General features: G+C 40.1%; 10 protein-coding genes. 7 read left to right on the top strand and 3 right to left on the bottom strand.

What is annotated here, in order from left to right; translation table 11 throughout:
• The 3 genes from LC115_00930 to LC115_00940 form a co-directional block, all read right to left on the bottom strand.
• Positions 1–5,029 (bottom strand): PKD domain-containing protein (locus LC115_00930; GenBank protein MCZ2355244.1); only part of this gene is annotated, 5,029 nt, incomplete at its 3' end.
• Positions 5,030–5,204: 175 nt separating this feature from the next.
• Positions 5,205–10,115: a choice-of-anchor J domain-containing protein gene (locus LC115_00935; protein MCZ2355245.1), complete on the bottom strand. Its 4,911-nt coding sequence runs from the start codon at positions 10,113–10,115 to the stop codon at positions 5,205–5,207.
• Between the two features lie 303 nt (positions 10,116–10,418).
• Entirely contained in the window at positions 10,419–11,099 is a 681-nt protein-coding gene (locus LC115_00940; GenBank protein ID MCZ2355246.1) for a YdcF family protein, read from the bottom strand.
• A 368-nt stretch (positions 11,100–11,467) separates the two neighbouring features.
• On the opposite strand from LC115_00940, the gene LC115_00945 reads away from it, so the two are divergent.
• The 7 genes from LC115_00945 to LC115_00975 all read left to right on the top strand — a co-directional run bounded on the left by LC115_00945 (position 11,468) and on the right by LC115_00975 (position 17,855).
• On the top strand, positions 11,468–12,280 hold the full coding sequence (locus tag LC115_00945) for a MotA/TolQ/ExbB proton channel family protein (GenBank protein MCZ2355247.1): 813 nt from the start codon (positions 11,468–11,470) through the stop codon (positions 12,278–12,280).
• Between the two features lie 28 nt (positions 12,281–12,308).
• Complete coding sequence (locus tag LC115_00950) at positions 12,309–12,911, top strand: biopolymer transporter ExbD (protein MCZ2355248.1); 603 nt, start codon at positions 12,309–12,311, stop codon at positions 12,909–12,911.
• A 50-nt stretch (positions 12,912–12,961) separates the two neighbouring features.
• A complete protein-coding gene (locus LC115_00955) occupies positions 12,962–13,513 on the top strand; it encodes a biopolymer transporter ExbD (GenBank protein ID MCZ2355249.1) in 552 nt (183 codons plus the stop codon).
• Positions 13,514–13,527: 14 nt separating this feature from the next.
• Positions 13,528–14,337 (top strand): TonB family protein, encoded by an 810-nt coding sequence (locus LC115_00960; GenBank protein MCZ2355250.1) that lies wholly within the window; start codon positions 13,528–13,530, stop codon positions 14,335–14,337.
• A 131-nt stretch (positions 14,338–14,468) separates the two neighbouring features.
• A complete protein-coding gene (locus LC115_00965; GenBank protein ID MCZ2355251.1) occupies positions 14,469–14,870 on the top strand; it encodes a MaoC family dehydratase in 402 nt (133 codons plus the stop codon).
• 36 nt (positions 14,871–14,906) lie between these two features.
• The gene (locus LC115_00970) at positions 14,907–16,031 is read left to right on the top strand and encodes a tetratricopeptide repeat protein (protein ID MCZ2355252.1); all 1,125 of its coding nucleotides are present in this window, start codon (positions 14,907–14,909) and stop codon (positions 16,029–16,031) included.
• Between the two features lie 99 nt (positions 16,032–16,130).
• Complete coding sequence (locus LC115_00975; protein ID MCZ2355253.1) at positions 16,131–17,855, top strand: ABC transporter ATP-binding protein/permease; 1,725 nt, start codon at positions 16,131–16,133, stop codon at positions 17,853–17,855.
• The last annotated feature ends 187 nt before the right edge of the window (positions 17,856–18,042 follow it).

Below are 18,042 nucleotides of genomic sequence, written 5' to 3' on the forward strand. Positions count from 1 at the left end.
AAGTAGATACATTCGGTATTGATATACTGGCGGTAGTTGCGGTAAAGCCATTCGGGCCTGTCCAGCTATAGGTAGCACCGGATGTTCCCGAAGATGCTGTTAAACTCAAGGTAGAACCGGAACATAGAGCAGTGTTACCGGAAATAGTCGGCGTAGCCGTTGAATTTACCGTAACAGCTTTGGTTGCAGTAGCAGACGTACAAGAGTTTGCAATAGCTACTACGGTGTAAGTGCCTGCATTTGAAGTAGATACATTCGGTATTGATATACTGGCGGTAGTTGCGGTAAAGCCATTCGGACCTGTCCAGCTATAGGTAGCACCGGATGTTCCCGAAGATGCCGTTAAACTCAAGGTAGAACCAGAACATAGAGCAGTGTTACCGGAAATAGTCGGCGTAGCCGTTGAATTTACTATAATATAACTTGTTCGGGTTAAAGTATCATTGCCACAAGCACCAATAGCTATTAACGTAACGGCATAAGTTCCTGCTGTGTTATAGGTTACTGTTGGGTTCGTTGCTGTTGAGGTTGCAGGAGTTCCGCCCGGAAATGACCATGAATAGCTGGTTGCCTGAGTAGAACTATTGGTAAAGGTTACGGAATTTGCAGCACATACCGTTGTTCCGGAAGCCGTAAAGTTAGCATCTGGAAATACCGGATTTAAGAAAATATAGTGCGACATATTTACCGTAGAACCCCACGAACTTGGGTCTGAATAAGCATACCAAGAACCATTGCTTTGCTGTTCCCAGCCGGTACCCGGAGCAGGTGTATTCCCAATTCGGTTGGTGAATAAAGCCACCGTATCCCCACTGGCATACGTAAATTCTAAACCAACGTAAATAGCTCCGGAAACAGCTAAAGGAGTGGGTAACACCACTATACTCGCTCTGTTTGCAGCAACATCCGCCATTAACGTCTGATAAGTTACATTTTGTTGAAACAAAACGGTGCCGGGAACGCCGCCGGTTCCATCGTCATCCCATATTTTTAAGGTAACATATTTTGAAGCCGGCGTATTGGATTTAGCAACGCCAACCGCAAATGTAACACTGCCAATAGTATAGGAAGATGCTAAGGTAAATTTATCCGCTTTGGCTTTATCTTGATACGAGTTATGTCCCGCTAAATAGCCGCCATTTGCAGTATAAATAGCCAGAGTATCATCATTGGTGTAATTGCTCAGTCTGCTGCAGTTTGTTGAGCCGCCGGTAACAGTAACGGTAACGGTTGTGGTGTCTTTACAGCCATTTGCAGCAGTACCGATAACTGTGTAAGTAGTTGTGGATGTTGGGCTTGCTGTAACATTGGCACCGGTCGTAGAGCTTAATCCCGTTGCAGGAGACCAAACATAGGAGGAGGCACCGGTCGCCGTTAGGTTAGATGAACCACCTGATGAAATCGTTGCCGGATTAGCAGTAGCCGAAACAGACGGCTTCGCACTTACTGTGATATAGTTTGTCTGAGTTGATGTATCATTACCACAAGCACCAATAGCTATTAACGTAACGGCATAAGTTCCTGCTGTGTTATAGGTTACTGTTGGGTTCGTTGCTGTTGAGGTTGCAGGAGTTCCGCCCGGAAATGACCATGAATAGCTGGTTGCCTGAGTAGAACTATTGGTAAAGGTTACGGAATTTGCAGCACATACCGTTGTTCCGGAAGCCGTAAAGTTAGCATCTGGAAATACCGGATTTAAGAAAATATAGTGCGACATATTTACCGTAGAACCCCACGAACTTGGGTCTGAATAAGCATACCAAGAACCATTGCTTTGCTGTTCCCAGCCGGTACCCGGAGCAGGTGTATTCCCAATTCGGTTGGTGAATAAAGCCACCGTATCCCCACTGGCATACGTAAATTCTAAACCAACGTAAATAGCTCCGGAAACAGCTAAAGGAGTGGGTAACACCACTATACTCGCTCTGTTTGCAGCAACATCCGCCATTAACGTCTGATAAGTTACATTTTGTTGAAACAAAACGGTGCCGGGAACGCCGCCGGTTCCATCGTCATCCCATATTTTTAAGGTAACATATTTTGAAGCCGGCGTATTGGATTTAGCAACGCCAACCGCAAATGTAACACTGCCAATAGTATAGGAAGATGCTAAGGTAAATTTATCCGCTTTGGCTTTATCTTGATACGAGTTATGTCCCGCTAAATAGCCGCCATTTGCAGTATAAATAGCCAGAGTATCATCATTGGTGTAATTGCTCAGTCTGCTGCAGTTTGTTGAGCCGCCGGTAACAGTAACGGTAACGGTTGTGGTGTCTTTACAGCCATTTGCAGCAGTACCGATAACTGTGTAAGTAGTTGTGGATGTTGGGCTTGCTGTAACATTGGCACCAGTCGTAGAGCTTAATCCCGTTGCAGGAGACCAAACATAAGTGGAGGCACCAGTCGCCGTTAGGTTAGATGAACCACCTGACGAAATCGTTGCCGGATTAGCAGTAGCCGAAACAGACGGCTTCGCACTAACGACTAAGTAACTACTACGCGTTAATGTATCACTACCGCCAGATCCTGTTGCAATTAAAGTAATAGAATAGGTACCGGGATTATAATACGTAACTGTTGGAGTAGCACTATTTGAAGAGGGAGGGGTTCCACCAGAAAATGTCCAAGTGTATGAAGTTGCATTCGTGGAGGTGTTTGTAGGGGTAATGGTAAATGGTGCACAGCCGGAAGTTGGAGAAACCGTAAACTGAGCACTAGGCGTTCCACTTGTAGAATACAAATCAGATTCCCATAAACCGCGCCCAAAAGTTCCAGCCCGAAGTTTTCCAACGCTATACTGAATTTCTAAATCATCAACAATAACATTCGGTAATCCGGTATTGTATGATACCCAACTACTTAAGGAGTTATCTCGATAATAAACACCAAAGTCCGTTCCAACATATACAGCATCATTAGAACTATTTTGATAAACGATACAGTTTACAGGTACGTTGAGTAATCCGGTTGAATAATTGGTCCAAGTAGAGCCGCCGTTGGTAGATTTGAATACTTTGTTTCCGGAAGAAAATCCGCCAAATACAACAAACACCACATTGGGGTCTGTATTAGAAATAGCGATATAATTTATAATTGCTGAACTAACTGGCAATCCGGAAGTTACTGATGACCAGCTTGTCCCTCCATTGGTTGTTTTGTATATGGCATTGGATTCAGCCGCATAAATCACACTGGAATTTGAAGGAGCGACTGCTAAGGCTAAGATGTCGTCGCCGCCGGTTAAGTTATTAGAAATTTTAGCCCAAGTTGGTGAGGTAGCGGTACTGTTGGTTGTTTTCCAAACATCTTGGTATCCGCCATAGATTGTGGTGTTATTGTTAGGGTCGTGTACAAATGGAGTTACCCACGCTCCGGTAGCATTTGGTGAAATATCTACCGTTCCCATTCCTGATGTTCTGTAAATTGATCCGTTATAGACAGATGTGTAATAGGTGTTTGCAGTAGTTCTATCAAAAAAGCATTCCATTCCGTCTCCGCCGGTTGTTTCTGACCATGGGGGGGAAGCTGCATTATTGTATAAATTGGTACCGTTATCTTGTGCACCGGCCAAAACTCTGCTATTAGAAGTTGTGGAGTTTCCAATACGATAAATTTGTAAACATCCGATACCGGCTGTAGCAGAAGACTGGCCTAAATCTGTATAGGATGTTCCGCCATTGGTTGTTTTCCAGATACTTCCGTCATTTCCGATGTAGAGGGTTGTACCATTCCATTCAAAGCAGTGTTGGTCTGCATGAACATAGGGCTTTCCGCCACTTGCACTCCAATGAGCTATCAAAGTCCAACTTGACCCGCCGTTTGTCGTTTTCCAGATATTTACCCCGCCGACGTAAATAATATTTGCGTTGGTAGGATCCACAGTAATTGCTAAATCATAAAAGCCTTGCCCATCTGCCGCAGAGCCGGCAACATCATTAGCTAATAGATTAGGGGAAGTTGTTATCGTAGAAAATGATGTGCCGCTATTGGTAGAACGATAAACGCCTAATAATCCGCTATTTGAGTTTTTTGCAATTATGGCATAAACGTTATTTGCAGCGGCGGCAGTAGTAGCTAACTGAATTCTGCCAACATCAGAGGAAGGTAAGCCCGTTGCTTGGGTGAAAGAGGTACCTCCATTGGTAGAAACATACACTCCATTTCCATAAGCAGTAGTATATATGGTGTTGGGAGTTGTTGGGTGATCTTTTATATCTGTAAATATTCCTGAAGAATAGAGAGCAGAAAAAGATGTACCACCGTTAGAAGACCTATATAAGCCGTTATTTGTTGCTAATAAAATAATTTGGTTATTCGTTTTATGAATATGAATTTTATAAATAACTCTTTGATTTTGATAGGTATAAGAAAACCCTGTAGCTGCCCATGTATTTCCACCGTCTGTGGATTTTAATAATCCAACGCTATAGATGGCGTTATTTCCTCCGCCCAGATGTCCGTCAGCATCTCCGGTAGCCATATACATTGTATTTGAGTTTGTTGGATCAAAAACAATATCGCTGATGCCTATTGAGCCAAGTTGGTCAGTACTGGTTGCCCATGTTGAGCCAGCGTCGTTAGAAATCCACAAGCCGCCGCCAGCTGTTCCGGCATAAATCTTACTCGTGTTTGTCGGATGTATCTTAACTACGTTTACACGCCCAATTCCGGTGAGAGATCCTGATACTTTCTTAGGTCCCATCTCTGTCCATGTTGCAGCCAATGCCATATTTGCTTGATTGCGCTGCTGGATTTTTTGAAGTTCTTGTATGTAGATAGACATATCTGGAAATTCTCCTGTTACCGGATTTACGCGAGATTTCCAAAAGTACTCCCAACGCTTAAATGACTTATATCCAGCTCCTTTAACTATGGGTCGGTTTTTCCAATAAGTATTAAAAGCATCCTGTATTTCATAAAAGGTAGGAGTAGGCTTACCTTTTAACGGCTCCATCCAAGGCTGCTGGGCAAATGCTATCTGTATCCCCAAGAGTAGCCCTAAAAATAGTATTCTACGAAAAAAAATCATACAATCAGGCTTAAAATTAAAGAGTGCAAAGTTAGTTGTTTTTTAGGACGTTAATTATGAGAAATATCTACTTTTTTGGTAAATGGTATAAAACGATAATTCATCGGTAAAAAAATAAGTTGGGCGAAGAAAAATCTTCGCCCAACTTATTTAAAAAACTTCCCTAAAACGAGTTTTATTCTATCACCAACTTTTGGGTTAGCTGGCTTTCTTGATAGCGTAATTTTAGGAGATACAGACCGGTAGGAATTTGAGTTAAATCTAATTCAACTTGCTTATCTGATATAATGTTCTGATTGTAAATTACTTTACCAGATAAGTCGGTTATCTCTAAGTAAACTTTTTCGCCGGGTTTAATGCCCATTTCTACAAAGAGTTTTCCATTACTTGGGTTTGGATAAATCGAAACATTGTTAGCAGTAAGAGAGTTAGATATTGCTGTTGTACCTACTGTAACTGAGTAGTTAATTACAAGAGTACATCCATTTTGAGTAATCGTTAGTGTAATCGTTTTGGTTCCGATGGTTGACCATTCTACGTTATGAGGTCCCTCTCCGGTAGCTACTGAGGGCATAGCGTCAGCACCAAAGTTCCATTCAAAGTTTGCTCCTATCGGACCATTGATAACGACTACCGGAACGGGTGTGTTTAGTGAAGCAGAAGACGGAGCCACGATAGTTCCACTTAGGTTATTTTGATTAACAGTAACTTGACCTAATGGCAGCACTACATAACAACCTGTTAATGTATCAGTTACAAGAATTGATAAATTAATACTATTGGTAAGTTGTATAGATGTTAGGTTGATAGTAGAACCTGTTCCAAGCGTAGCAGGGCTTTTGGGTGCCAATGTTCCGGTTTCAACTAATGTGTAATTGTATTCATTACTTGTGTTTGCAACCATTGCAGCAGCATTTGAGCTGGAACAAATAGTATCGTTTACAAGAGACGGAACGCCCGGTGCTGTAACAAAATCATACACCTGAAAATCATCCATACCGATATTATTTCCATTTCCAGAAACAGCTTCTATAGCAATCATAACAGATGGCTGATTTGCTGTTGATGATAAACAAGCTCTATATTTCGTCCACTGTGCACTCGTTAAAGCAGCATTGTAGCGAGCAACACTATCTACGGTAGTCCATGTAACACCTTTGTCCAAACTTACGATTATTCGTACTCTATCTGCGGAAGTGCTATACTGTGCATCTTGGCTGATATAGAACTGAACAGTTGGATTTGTCATTCCGGAAAAGTCCATGCAAGGCGCATATAGGCGTGAGGTGTTTCCAGCAGCATAGCTGTAGCTATTCCAGAAAGCTATCTTAGTTCCTGAATGAGCTGCTAAGGTTGGATTTACTAAGCCACCGGTACGAATGCTCCAATTATTGGCACCAATAATCGGCTGAACGAGCCAGTCTGTAAGTGTTCCTTCAAAGTCTTGGAGATAAGGGAAAGTAGATACTGTCCCAGTAGCCAAAATACTTCTCGTAGTAGTATCATTAGTTGCATTTACATCACCGGTAAGAGTAGCGTAAGCCTTTATTCCGTATGTACCGGTTGTAGCTAAGTTTACGGTAGTTGTAAAAGAGTAATTGGCACTTTGGCCGGGTAAAATTGTCAGTGTAGTTACATTTTCGGATACCGGTGTTCCGTTATTAAAAATATAAGAAGCTGTAAAGTTAGTTATCGGTTGCGTACCAAAGTTACGAACAGTAACCATTACTGTATCATTGGTAGTATGGCCACAGCCGGTAATTGGTGCCAAAATATCTGTTACGCCAATGTCAGTTGCTGATAGTTCTTTGATATTGATATTATCAATAAATAAATCATAATCTTCGGGATCATCTATTACGCCTTCACTGGCATAGAATCCAATAATAATGTTCTGGCCGGCAAATGCGGATAAATTAAAACTTTCATTTTGGCCTGTGTTACTAATTGTTGATGAGGCATCATAAACTTGTAATGGAGAATATGACAAGCCACAATCAGTTGAAACAAAGATAACTAAGCTATCATCAGAACCCATATTTGAAGAATTTGTAGAATTGTAAGCCGTTTTGGCTAAATCAAACGAAAGTTCTGTAGCTGCCGTAGCTGTAAATTTTGGGGAAACAAACCATGAGCGCTTTCCGGTATAATATAAGTTGATTCTGATAGCAGTACCGTTAGGGGTAGCTTGATTTGTGTAGTTTGTAGCTGTCCATGAGCCGGCAGAAGCAGGGTTTGGGAACGGATAGCCGGAGGCCTTATACCAACCCGGATATAAAGTGCCTAAATTAGAACCCGTAAAGCCGGTAAAGTTTAATACTTGTGGTAGTGGTGCCGGCGCAATGTGATTCAAAGTATCTCTACTCAATGAATCATTTCCCTGAACATTATCACCGGTGCAGGAAATATACGAACGAACATAATAAGTTCCAAATGCAGACAAATCAAGCGTTCCGGAAAATACCACGTCTAAGGTAGCATTGGAAGCCAAAGTACCTGAATTTACAGTTTGGGTTAAAGTTGTTGTAGCAGCTCCATTAACTGTTGTGGTAACCGTAACTGGATTAACTGAAAAGTCAGCTGTCTGAGAGCCGGTATTTCTAACCCGAACTACAACTGGTTCTGCATTGCTGTAGCAAGATTTTTTGACCGGAGAAACGCGAGTTACTGCTGCTAAATCAATCGAGAGTAGCTCTCTGATGTTGATGTTATCAATATAAAGATTTACATCTTCGGGGTCATCAACAGTACCTTCGCTTGCATAAAAAGCAATAATAACATCTTGGCCTGCAAAAGCAGATAAGTTAACTATCTCTGTTTGGCCGGTATTGCTAATTGTAGAACCGGCTCCATATAAAGATAGGCTTGTAAATGTTTGCCCACAATCCGTAGAGATAGCCACCATAAAGGTATCATCGCTGCCCATATTGCCTGCTGCTGTCTGAGCATATAGCGTTAAAGCTAAGTCAAACTCCAACTGGGTTGCTGGTGTAGCACGAAACTTCGGAGAAACAATCCATGCTCTTTTTCCCGTAGTGTATAGATTGATGTAGGAACAGTTACTTGCGGGTAAAGCAGGAACATAGCCAAAGTTACCATTATACCAAGAAGCATCATTTTTATTGGTTAATGCTGGGAAAGAGCCATTGCCTTCTGACCAGCCGGGGAAAACAGTAGCTAAATTACTTCCGGTGTAACCTGTAAAATTCACAGCCATGGGTAAAGCAGTATTTGGTATATTAATACGTTGCACGGCAGTTGATGTATCATTGGAAGCCTGTGCATCTCCTGCGAAAATAGTACGCGCCCGGAAATTGTATGTACCGTTTGCGCTCATATTGGCAGTAGTTGTTACTGTAACGGTGATTTCTGCATTAGGAGCTAATGTGCCGGTGCTAATGGTGGCATTGTAGGTTTGAGTATTTGCACCAGTCATAGCAACTTCCACTTGTGCCGGAGTTACTGAAAAATCTACCGGATTTAAGCCATAGTTTTTAACCTTTGCTTGAATTGTTTCTGTAGCGCCATAGCAGCCACCAGCATTTTGAACCGGAGGAATTACCAAAGAAGCACCTATATCTGTAGCAAGTACATTGACGATATTGATGTTATCTATAAAAATATCCATATCTTCTGTATCATCAACAGTACCTTCTGAAGCATAGAAGCCGATTATTACTTCCTGGCCAGCAAAGGGAGATAGATCTATCATTTCCGTTTGGCCTGTGTTAGAAATAGAGCTGCTTGCATCATAGAGGCTTAATACAGACCAAGTTGTTCCGCAGTCAGTAGAAATCATTACGGCTACAGTATCATCACTGCCAAGATTACCAGCAGTTGTTGAGTAATAAGTTGTTAATGCTAAATCAAATTTCAACTGTGTGTTTGGAGTTGCCATAAAACGTGGCCCAACCATCCATGCTTGTGTGCTGGTAGAATACAAGTTGATAACAGATGAATTTCCATTAGGGCTTGCAGCATCGTTTGCAAAGTTTCTGGAAGTCCAGTTAGAAGTAGTTACCGAAGGGGTTGGAATCGGCCCAGAAGACTCTACCCATCTTGGGAATACAGTTGTTAGATTTGATCCGGTAAATCCCGTAAAATCAACAGTTTCCGGTAATGTAGCTAATGGAGTTTTGGTTATGCTTTTTACTAAAGTATCGTTTCCCTTATTTAAGTCTCCAGAAACTGAAACAGATGACTTAAATACATAGATTCCGGGAGCAGACATATTGAAGGTAGATGTTACCAAGACAATGGTACTATCTCCTATTCCCAATGTACCGGTATTTATCACAGTGGAGGGGTTTCCTGTTCCGGCTCCGGTAACAGCTACGGTAACGGTAGCCGGCGTTGTGGCAAAATTGATACTTTGAGAACCTTCATTCTTAAGTTTTACCGCGATATTCTGATTAGCGGAATAACAACCGGTCATTTCCGGCGCTAAAAGTGCAGATAATGCTATATCCGTAGCCGAGGGGGTGAATATCTGTATATTATCAATAGCCCACCAATAGCCCCAGCTTCCGGCATAATGGAATCTTACTTGAACCGTAGCTTGATTAGCTGCCAATGTAGAAATATCTATCTCTGTTTGCACTGCCGGATCTGGGTAGCCCAAAGAAGAAGTTAGTGTTCGGATGTTAGTCCAATTTGCTCCGCCGTTAGTGCTTATTTCTATATCACTAGAAGATCCTGAGTATGACCTAAATGATTCGGAAAAGCGTAGCTTAACTACGGCATTACCTGTCGTAGAAAAAGTTGGAGTTACTAAATAAGCATCTTGTGTGCCGCTGCTACCATAGTTATCGCTATCGAGGATAGCGAAGTTTGAATCGAAGTTTGCACCAGAAAATGTTCTGGCTCCCGGGTTATCAAACCTCCAAAGTTGAGTTGGGTCAGCTCCGGGATTACTTCCCACTACATTTGACCAACCCGTTGGCGGGGCGCTTCCAGATGCACTGGAAAAACTCTCATTAACATAGCTCTGAGAGTAGGCAGGGAAAGTCATCGCCAAGCAACTTACTATAAGTGCTTGTAGCAAAGTGTTCCTAAATCGCTGCCTCGAATAAGATAATTTTCTCATAAGATTAACTTTCTATACCGCAAAATTACTAATTTGTTTGTGTATAAAAACAATTTTATCTTTAATGGATATTTTTTAAAACATATTGCATCGGTATTCTTTTGTTGAAAAACTAATTACAAACCATTAGAAAAGTAAAAAAATATCACTGCCTATTGGTTATGAGGCATTAATCCTTCAAAAAGAGCAACAGCAACCTTAATGGAAGCGAAAAGATTCGTATAGAAATAAGACAATATGATTTGTCATCATACTAAAATATTTTGGTATTAGCTTGTTTTTTAGGGATTTAATTCAGAATATTCAGTATTTTAGCCAATAGTAAAGTAACTTCATATACTCGTTGTTTACAAAAATCATTCCGTCTTCTTTTGTCCACCAAAGTTCTTCTTCAAAGTTAGAGGCAGGAGCTCCGTGTATTTGTACCGTTACTCCAATATCTTCTAACTTGGGTCTTATGTATTTATTAATTCGGCGAGTGTGGAAGTTACTGGAAACCAAAATTATATTTTTTAGGTTTTTATTTTGGCAATATTCTCGGATAGCGTCAATTTCTTCAAAAGTGCTGGTTCCTTTTCGTATTAATTGAATTTTAGAACTATCAACCCCCTGTCGAATTAGCTGTGATTGAGTAAGTTCACATTCCTGTAAGTTGATTCCCAATACTTTAAAGTCGTTTGGAATATTTTCACCAGTACATATAATAGTTTCAGAAAAATGCCTTTTCCAAAGCTTAGCTGCTTCATTTCCTCTGTCTAAGGGGCTGCCTGAAAACACAATAATAGCATCAGAGGGCTTTAAGTCCTTGGTTTCAACGATAAGGTTGCCTCCCAGCCAATGCAAAATCCAAAGGCGGCAAAAAAAGAGTAACACTATAAAACAAAATGCTGCTAATAAATTCGTTATGAAAAAATATTTTACTAATTTTATTACGAATGATAAATATTTAAAACGAGTTGAAAAAGAATTTGTGTCTTTTAACATTGCTATTTTACAGTTAAGTGAATAATTTTATGGATGTTTTTGGGCTTCTTACAAATATATTGCTACTCTAAGGTAAAAAAGATTTCTGCGCAGTTTTTTGCAAATTACGGTATTCTATTTAAACAAACACCTAAACTCATACCTTAGAGTGCCCGAAAATAATCGTGTATTCGCGTTTTTTATCCAAATGCCAGATACTTTTCAACAAAAATTTACTGCGAAAGCCCTAAAAATATTTTCAATTTAGTGTGCTTGAATTTGTATTCGTGTATATTTGCGCCCACTAACAATTGAAAAGTAAACGTACTTTCCGGTTGTGGAAAATAAATAACGTTGTAACCAAATTTTTACCAACATAGATAAAATTCATGGAAAACACTGAAATTAAGAATAGCGGAAGTGCTTGGAAATCATATTCATCTCCGGCAATTATCGCTTTAGCACTCGTTGCAGGTATTGTGATTTATGTGTTTGTTATGGGAAATCCTGAAAATTTTGAAGGAGGTAACCCGGCAAACCACCCAAAAGCAGGTAACGTACTCGGTTTAATGTATAAAGGCGGTAAAATCGTTCCCATAGCTATGGGGATTTTTTTGATGCTCATCACATTCTCTATCGAGAGAATAATCACCTTATTGTCTGCTGCCGGAAAAGGCTCGATGGACGTTTTTGTGCATAAAATCCAAAACTACTTAGAGCAAGATAATATAGAGGCAGCTATGGCTGAGTGTGATACTCAAAAAGGTTCTGTCGGTAATGTTATAAAAGCAACCCTACGGAAGTATAAAGAAATGTCAAAAGAGCAGATTATGGATAAAGAACAAAAAATCTTAGCTATCCAAAAATCCTTAGAAGAAGCTACTGCCTTAGAGCTACCTATGTTAGAGAAAAACCTTACTATTATTGCTACAATTGTTTCTATCGGTACGTTAATAGGACTTATTGGAACGGTGTTGGGTATGATTGCAGCTTTCTCTGCATTGGCTACTGCCGGCGCACCGGATGCCGTAGCTTTAGCAAATGGTATTTCAGAAGCGCTTATTAACACCGCCATTGGGATTACCACCTCTACTATTGCCACAATCGCCTATAACTACTTTACTTCCAGTATTGATACCATGAGCTATCGGATTGATGAGGCTGGTTATAGCATCGTCCAGACTTTTGGCTCGAAATATTAATTTTTAAACCTAAAAATCAAGGAATAATATGCCAAAGGCAAAAATGGCACGCAAAAGCACAACCATTGACATGACTGCAATGGTTGACTTGGCGTTCCTATTGATTACGTTCTTTATGCTTACTACGAAGTTTCGCCCAAACGAAGCCGTTCAGGTAGAAATCCCAACGTCTGTATCAGATACGAAACTTCCACCTACTGATATTCTAACTATCACCGTTGCACCAGACGGCCGTATTTTCTTCGGCGTAGATAGTAAAAACACCAAAATATCTATCGCACATAAAATAGCAGAACGTAAAGGAATAGAATTTACACCGGAAGAAATCCATAATTTCTCAATACTCGGTGATTATGGTGTTCCTTTTGCTAATTTAAAGCAATATCTCGGCCTTTCCTCTAAAGAACAGGAACGGGTTCAGCTCCCCGGAATACCTGCCGATAGTACTAATAACGAATTAGCCGAATGGATAGTGATGGCCAGACTTTCTAACCCAAAGCTACGTATCGCTATCAAAGGAGATAAAAACACACCTTATCCAGCCATAAAAAAGGTTATCGGTACTTTACAAGACAAAAACGTTAATAAGTTTAACTTAATTACCGGAAACGAAGCTAACCCAAACAAATAATTTTTTAAAATTCTTTAAAACAAAATACCTACTTATTCCGTTAAAATAATATGGCAGCAGAAGTAGATACCTCCGGTGGGGGGAAGAAAAAAGGAAAAAAGAAAAAGAAAAGGACATCCGGCCGTATTGACTTGACGGCTATGGTGGACTTAGCTTTCTTACTCCTGACTTTCTTTATCTTAACTACAACCCTAAGCACCCCACAAACGATGCCAGTAGTTGTGCCTCCAAAAATAAAGGACGAAAAACAAGATGAGATAAAGAGAGAAAAAGTAGCAGAATCCAAAATGTTGGTTTTACTACTTGCAGATAACGACAGAATATATTACTACCAACCTTCAGAAAAACCGGAACTCAAATCTACAAACTTCTCTAAAAATGGAATTCGGAAGGTTTTGTTAGAAAAAGAAGCCTTTGTTCAGGAAAACTTTAGGGATAATGCGATTTATCTAATCAAAATTGACGATTCCGCTAAGTATAAAAATGTTGTAGATATTCTTGATGAAATGAATATTACCAGTATGAAGAAATATGCATTGGTGGATATTACTAAAGAAGAACAAGAACTTATCAAAAAATATAAGGAGCAATTTGGCACTTAACCCCCTATTAGATTATGAGTACGCAAATAGTTGATTTAGATGAGATTGTCTTTCAATCTCGTAATAAGAGCTACGGAGCCTATGTGTTGCGTCAGCTTTACCCCAGAAACGTATCTCGGGCTTTTGCTATTGCACTGTCACTCATGGTGCTTGCGATGCTTTGGCCTCTGATTTCCGAATATCTAAGTTCTGAAGATTTATTAGATCAAAAGAAAAAATCTATTTCGTATGCGGAACTTTCTGAACCCCCTCCAATTGATAAAAAAGAAGAGCAGATAAAGCCACCGGAAGTAGAGCCGCCGCCGCCGCCCAAAGCAGCATCTATCAAGTTTGTGATTCCTGAACCGGTAGCTGATGACAAAGCTAAACCGGAAGAAACCATAGCTTCGGTAGATTCTATCCTAAAATCCAACCCCGGCTTAGAAACCCAAGAAGGCTCTAACGATGCCCCTGTTGATTTTGGTGATGTTGACGGAAAAGGAAACACCCCATCCGAAATCAAAGAAACAGAAAAAGAACCAGACCCAAATGAATTTATCGCAGTAGAAAAAGAAGCCGCTCCCGTAAATATGGACGACATCAAGAAGGCAATTGGCTACCCGCCTACGGCAAAAGAAGCCGGAATATCCGGAAAAGTAATCCTTAGACTTTTGGTCGGAAAAGACGGATCCGTTGTTAAACATATTGTGATTAAATCTCCACATAAGATTTTGACAGAAGCAGTCGTTCCGCACTTATCCAGCTTAAAATTTACTCCGGCTATTCAAGCTAACCGGCCAGTACAAACATGGGTAACAATACCCTTCGACTTCCGCCTTCAGTAAAAGGCATCGGATTTATCTTACTATAAATTCTAAACTAAATTCAAATGCGAGTTGTCTTTTAAAAGACAACTCGCATTTGAATTTAAAAAATACCACTATTCTTTTTAAATTTGCAGCCGAATCCATTATTTATGATTACTGTAAATCAAGAATACCGGCATACTTTCTCTTTTACCCAACAAGATGTAGAAAAGTTTGCAGCCGTTTCTGGGGACAATAACCCCATTCACTTAGACCCAGCGTATGCTGCAAAAACAGTATTTAAAAAACCTATTATACACGGCTTTTTAGGTGCAAGTGTCTTTTCAAAAGTATTTGGAATGTTATTTCCTGGAGAGGGAACTGTCTATATGTCTCAAAATATGCGCTTTATGGCTCCAATGTTTACAGACCAGCCCTATGAAGCAGTATTCAAAGTGTTAGAAGTTAATGCAGAAAAGCACCGCGCTAAAATAGAAACTACCGTACTTGACAATGAGGGAAAAATCATAATCTCCGGAGACGCTATGGTTATGAACCCTAACCGGATATAGTTTAAGTTGATTACCCGCCTATCCAGAATAGTTTGTTTGCTCCTCACTGTTTTAAGTTTAGGGAGCGGGTTTTCCATTGCCCAAACATCTAAAAACCTGTATGAGGCTGGATTACAGCAGTATGAGGCCGGAAACCTCCAGCAGGCTATCAGCATATTTACGGTAGCTATTAAATTAGATACAAATTATATTTCAGCTTATTGTGCGCGAGGATGGGCTTTTTTTGAAAGTGGCCAACCCGACTCAGCATTCAATGATATTTTTCATGTTCTCAAGATAGATTCTCTACATCCAATTGCAAACCAGCATCTAAGCTGGTTTTTAGCGACTCAAAAAGATTATACCAAAGCTGTTTTTTATGCTACAAGAGCTATCTCCGCTGATTCTGCTGACCATTTCTGCTGGTATAATCGAGGTCGAATTTGGTTAGAACAAGAAATCTATGACAAAGCCTTGTTCGATATAGAACAAGCCAAAAAGCGTCTTCCTCAATATGTAGAATATTGCTTTTATTGCGGCTATATCAAATACAAACAAGGCCGTTTTCACGAAGCAATTACCGATTTTTCAGAGGCTATTGGTTTAGACAGCACTTTTGCCGATGCTTATTCCAACAGAGGAATGTGCTTTTATGAGTTAGACCAATACGGAACAGCTATTCAGGATTTTAATAAGGCATTAGAGTTTAACCCTGAAGACGGAGAAACGTATTTGAATCGCGGGGGTGCAAAAGCACAAATGGGAAACCTCGATGATGCCTGCGAAGATTGGAAGTTTTCTTTAGCTCTGGGCTTCTTGGAAGCCGGAGATTATATCCGCGATTATTGCACACAAGATACCGTCATTCAGCCAGTATTTATGTTGGGAAATATCCCGATAAAATATGGAATGCACTTAAACCTTACTGATACAACTTCTTTGGTCTGTAAAGTAACCGGCCTAAAACCGTACTCAGATGTATTCTATATTGTAAAAAATAGCCAAAATCAGCTTATCAAACAAATAACAGCTTCCAAAGATGCACCTAAGGTAAATCCGGATACTACTGCTTCTTTGGACTTTTCGTTCATAAAGCCGAATAAACACGCCGTTATTAAAGTGATTTTTCTAAATTATTCAGGAGAAAATTCTGTGATAGAATGGAAGGTAAACCTAAAATAAATTCGCATTTTAAGAAACTTACAAGACATAATTGATGTACTTAATTTCTTGAAACAGTTAATAATCAGTTTAGCTCCCTATTTTAAGAAATACTGGAAGATGCTCCTGAGCGGGCTTATTTGCATTTCGCTCTCTAATTTATTTACCATATTTCCAGCCCAAGTAGTTCGTACGGCCTTAGATTCTGTATATGACCAGATTCACAATCATTCTTCGGAAGGAGTTGCGCAAGAACTGATTTACTTTGCCGGTTTGGTGTTTCTATTCGCCTTGATTCGCGGAATATTTTTGTTTTGGACGCGTCAGTCGCTCATTGTATTATCCCGCAAAATAGAATTTGACCAGAAAAATGACTTGTTTCATCATTTTCAAAGTTTAAATCTTTCTGTTTTGCGTAAGATTTCAACGGGAGATTTGATGGCCAGAATATCAGAGGATGTTTCTAATGTTCGGATGTTTACAGGCCCTGCCATTATGTATGCCTTAAATGCTCTTACTATGTTTATCTGCTTGGTTGCAACCATGTTTTATGTAAACCCTGAGCTAACGTGGTACGCGCTGCTGCCAATGCCGGTGTTGAGTTTCAGTATTTATATCGTTCATAGCACTATCCACAAAAGAAGTGACGAAAATCAAAAACAATTAGCTCGACTAAGCACTTTAACCCAAGAAGTTTTTAGCGGAATCCGGCTGATTAAAGCATACAGAAAAGAACAATCTATTCTAAATGACTTTAATAATCAATCTTTTATCTATAAAAATAAAGGAATTCATTTAGCGAAAGTAGATGCTTTGTTTTATCCGGTGATAACGTTATTGATTGGACTATCTACCTTGATTGTTGTTTGGTTAGGGGGGTATCAAGTTGTGCGCGGTGTTTTTACCTTAGGAAATATTGCCGAATTTATTATCTATGTTAATTTATTGACTTGGCCGGTAACCTCTTTGGGCTGGGTTACCAGCTTGATTCAACGGGCTGCTGCAAGCCAAGCACGAATAGACGAAGTATTAGCTTTAAACGCAACACAAATATTTCCAGCTACAGAAACAACATTAGTTAATGATTATAGTATTGTTTTTGAGGATGTTAGCCTTCGTTACGAGGATAGTGGAATATTAGCTTTGGATTCAATATCATTTAAAATTGAGCAAGGAAGCCTTATCGGAATCATGGGGGCAACCGGCTGCGGAAAAAGCACCCTTGCAGCTTTAATCCCCCGCCTAATAGACTGTAGTTCAGGGAAAATTTATATTGGAAATGTACCCATTGAAAACTTAACAAAGCAACAGCTACGTAATTTAATTGGATTAGTACCGCAGGATGTCTTTTTGTTTTCAGATACCATTTTTAACAACATTGCCTTTGGAAAACCGGATGCTACGGAAAAAGAAGTTATTCAGGCTGCTGCTTTTGCCGGTATCTATGAAGATATTATGCAGTTTCAAAATAAATTTCAGACAGTTGTAGGAGAACGTGGTGTTTTACTTTCCGGCGGCCAGAAACAACGTATTTCAATTGCCCGTGCCTATATCCGAAAGCCGCCTATTTTGATCTTAGATGATTCTCTTTCTGCCGTAGATACCCAAACGGAAGAATCTATCTTAAAAAATCTACAATTTACACCTGATTACAACCCCACCGTTTTGTTGATTAGCCATCGAGTAACCTCAACCGTTTCCGCAGAAAAAATTATTTTTATCCAACAAGGAAGGGTTGTAGAGTACGATAGTCCTGAAAAACTATTGGCTCAAAAGGGTGCTTATGCAGCATTGTATCAAAAACAACAAATAGAGCAGGAATTTTACCAACATTTTTCATCTTAGGTATAAAATACCCAATGGAAGAAGGCTGATTCCAAACGCAGCACTTAATGCAGGATTTTGCCCAGTGTTTTGTTGGGCGACGTTAGCCGGAACGGCGAGCGATGCGAGCCGCAGCCGGCGCAAAGCCCAGGTGTATCTTAGACAAAATCAGGTCAAGCGCTGCGTTGAGCGACATTTGTTTTGGATG

The sequence above is a fragment of the Bacteroidia bacterium genome (assembly GCA_026932145.1).
GTDB lineage: Bacteria > Bacteroidota > Bacteroidia > J057 > JAIXKT01 > JAIXKT01.

What these genes read in the sequence shown, in the direction of transcription:
- LC115_00960 (MCZ2355250.1), top strand. Translation starts at nt 13,528, where the DNA reads ATGAGTACGCAAATAGTTGATTTAGATGAGATTGTCTTTCAATCTCGT.
- LC115_00965 (MCZ2355251.1), top strand. Translation starts at nt 14,469, where the DNA reads ATGATTACTGTAAATCAAGAATACCGGCATACTTTCTCTTTTACCCAA.
- LC115_00945 (MCZ2355247.1), top strand. Translation starts at nt 11,468, where the DNA reads ATGGAAAACACTGAAATTAAGAATAGCGGAAGTGCTTGGAAATCATAT.
- LC115_00955 (MCZ2355249.1), top strand. Translation starts at nt 12,962, where the DNA reads ATGGCAGCAGAAGTAGATACCTCCGGTGGGGGGAAGAAAAAAGGAAAA.
- LC115_00975 (MCZ2355253.1), top strand. Translation starts at nt 16,131, where the DNA reads ATGCTCCTGAGCGGGCTTATTTGCATTTCGCTCTCTAATTTATTTACC.
- LC115_00935 (MCZ2355245.1), bottom strand. Translation starts at nt 10,115, where the DNA reads ATGAGAAAATTATCTTATTCGAGGCAGCGATTTAGGAACACTTTGCTA.
- LC115_00940 (MCZ2355246.1), bottom strand. Translation starts at nt 11,099, where the DNA reads ATGTTAAAAGACACAAATTCTTTTTCAACTCGTTTTAAATATTTATCA.
- LC115_00950 (MCZ2355248.1), top strand. Translation starts at nt 12,309, where the DNA reads ATGCCAAAGGCAAAAATGGCACGCAAAAGCACAACCATTGACATGACT.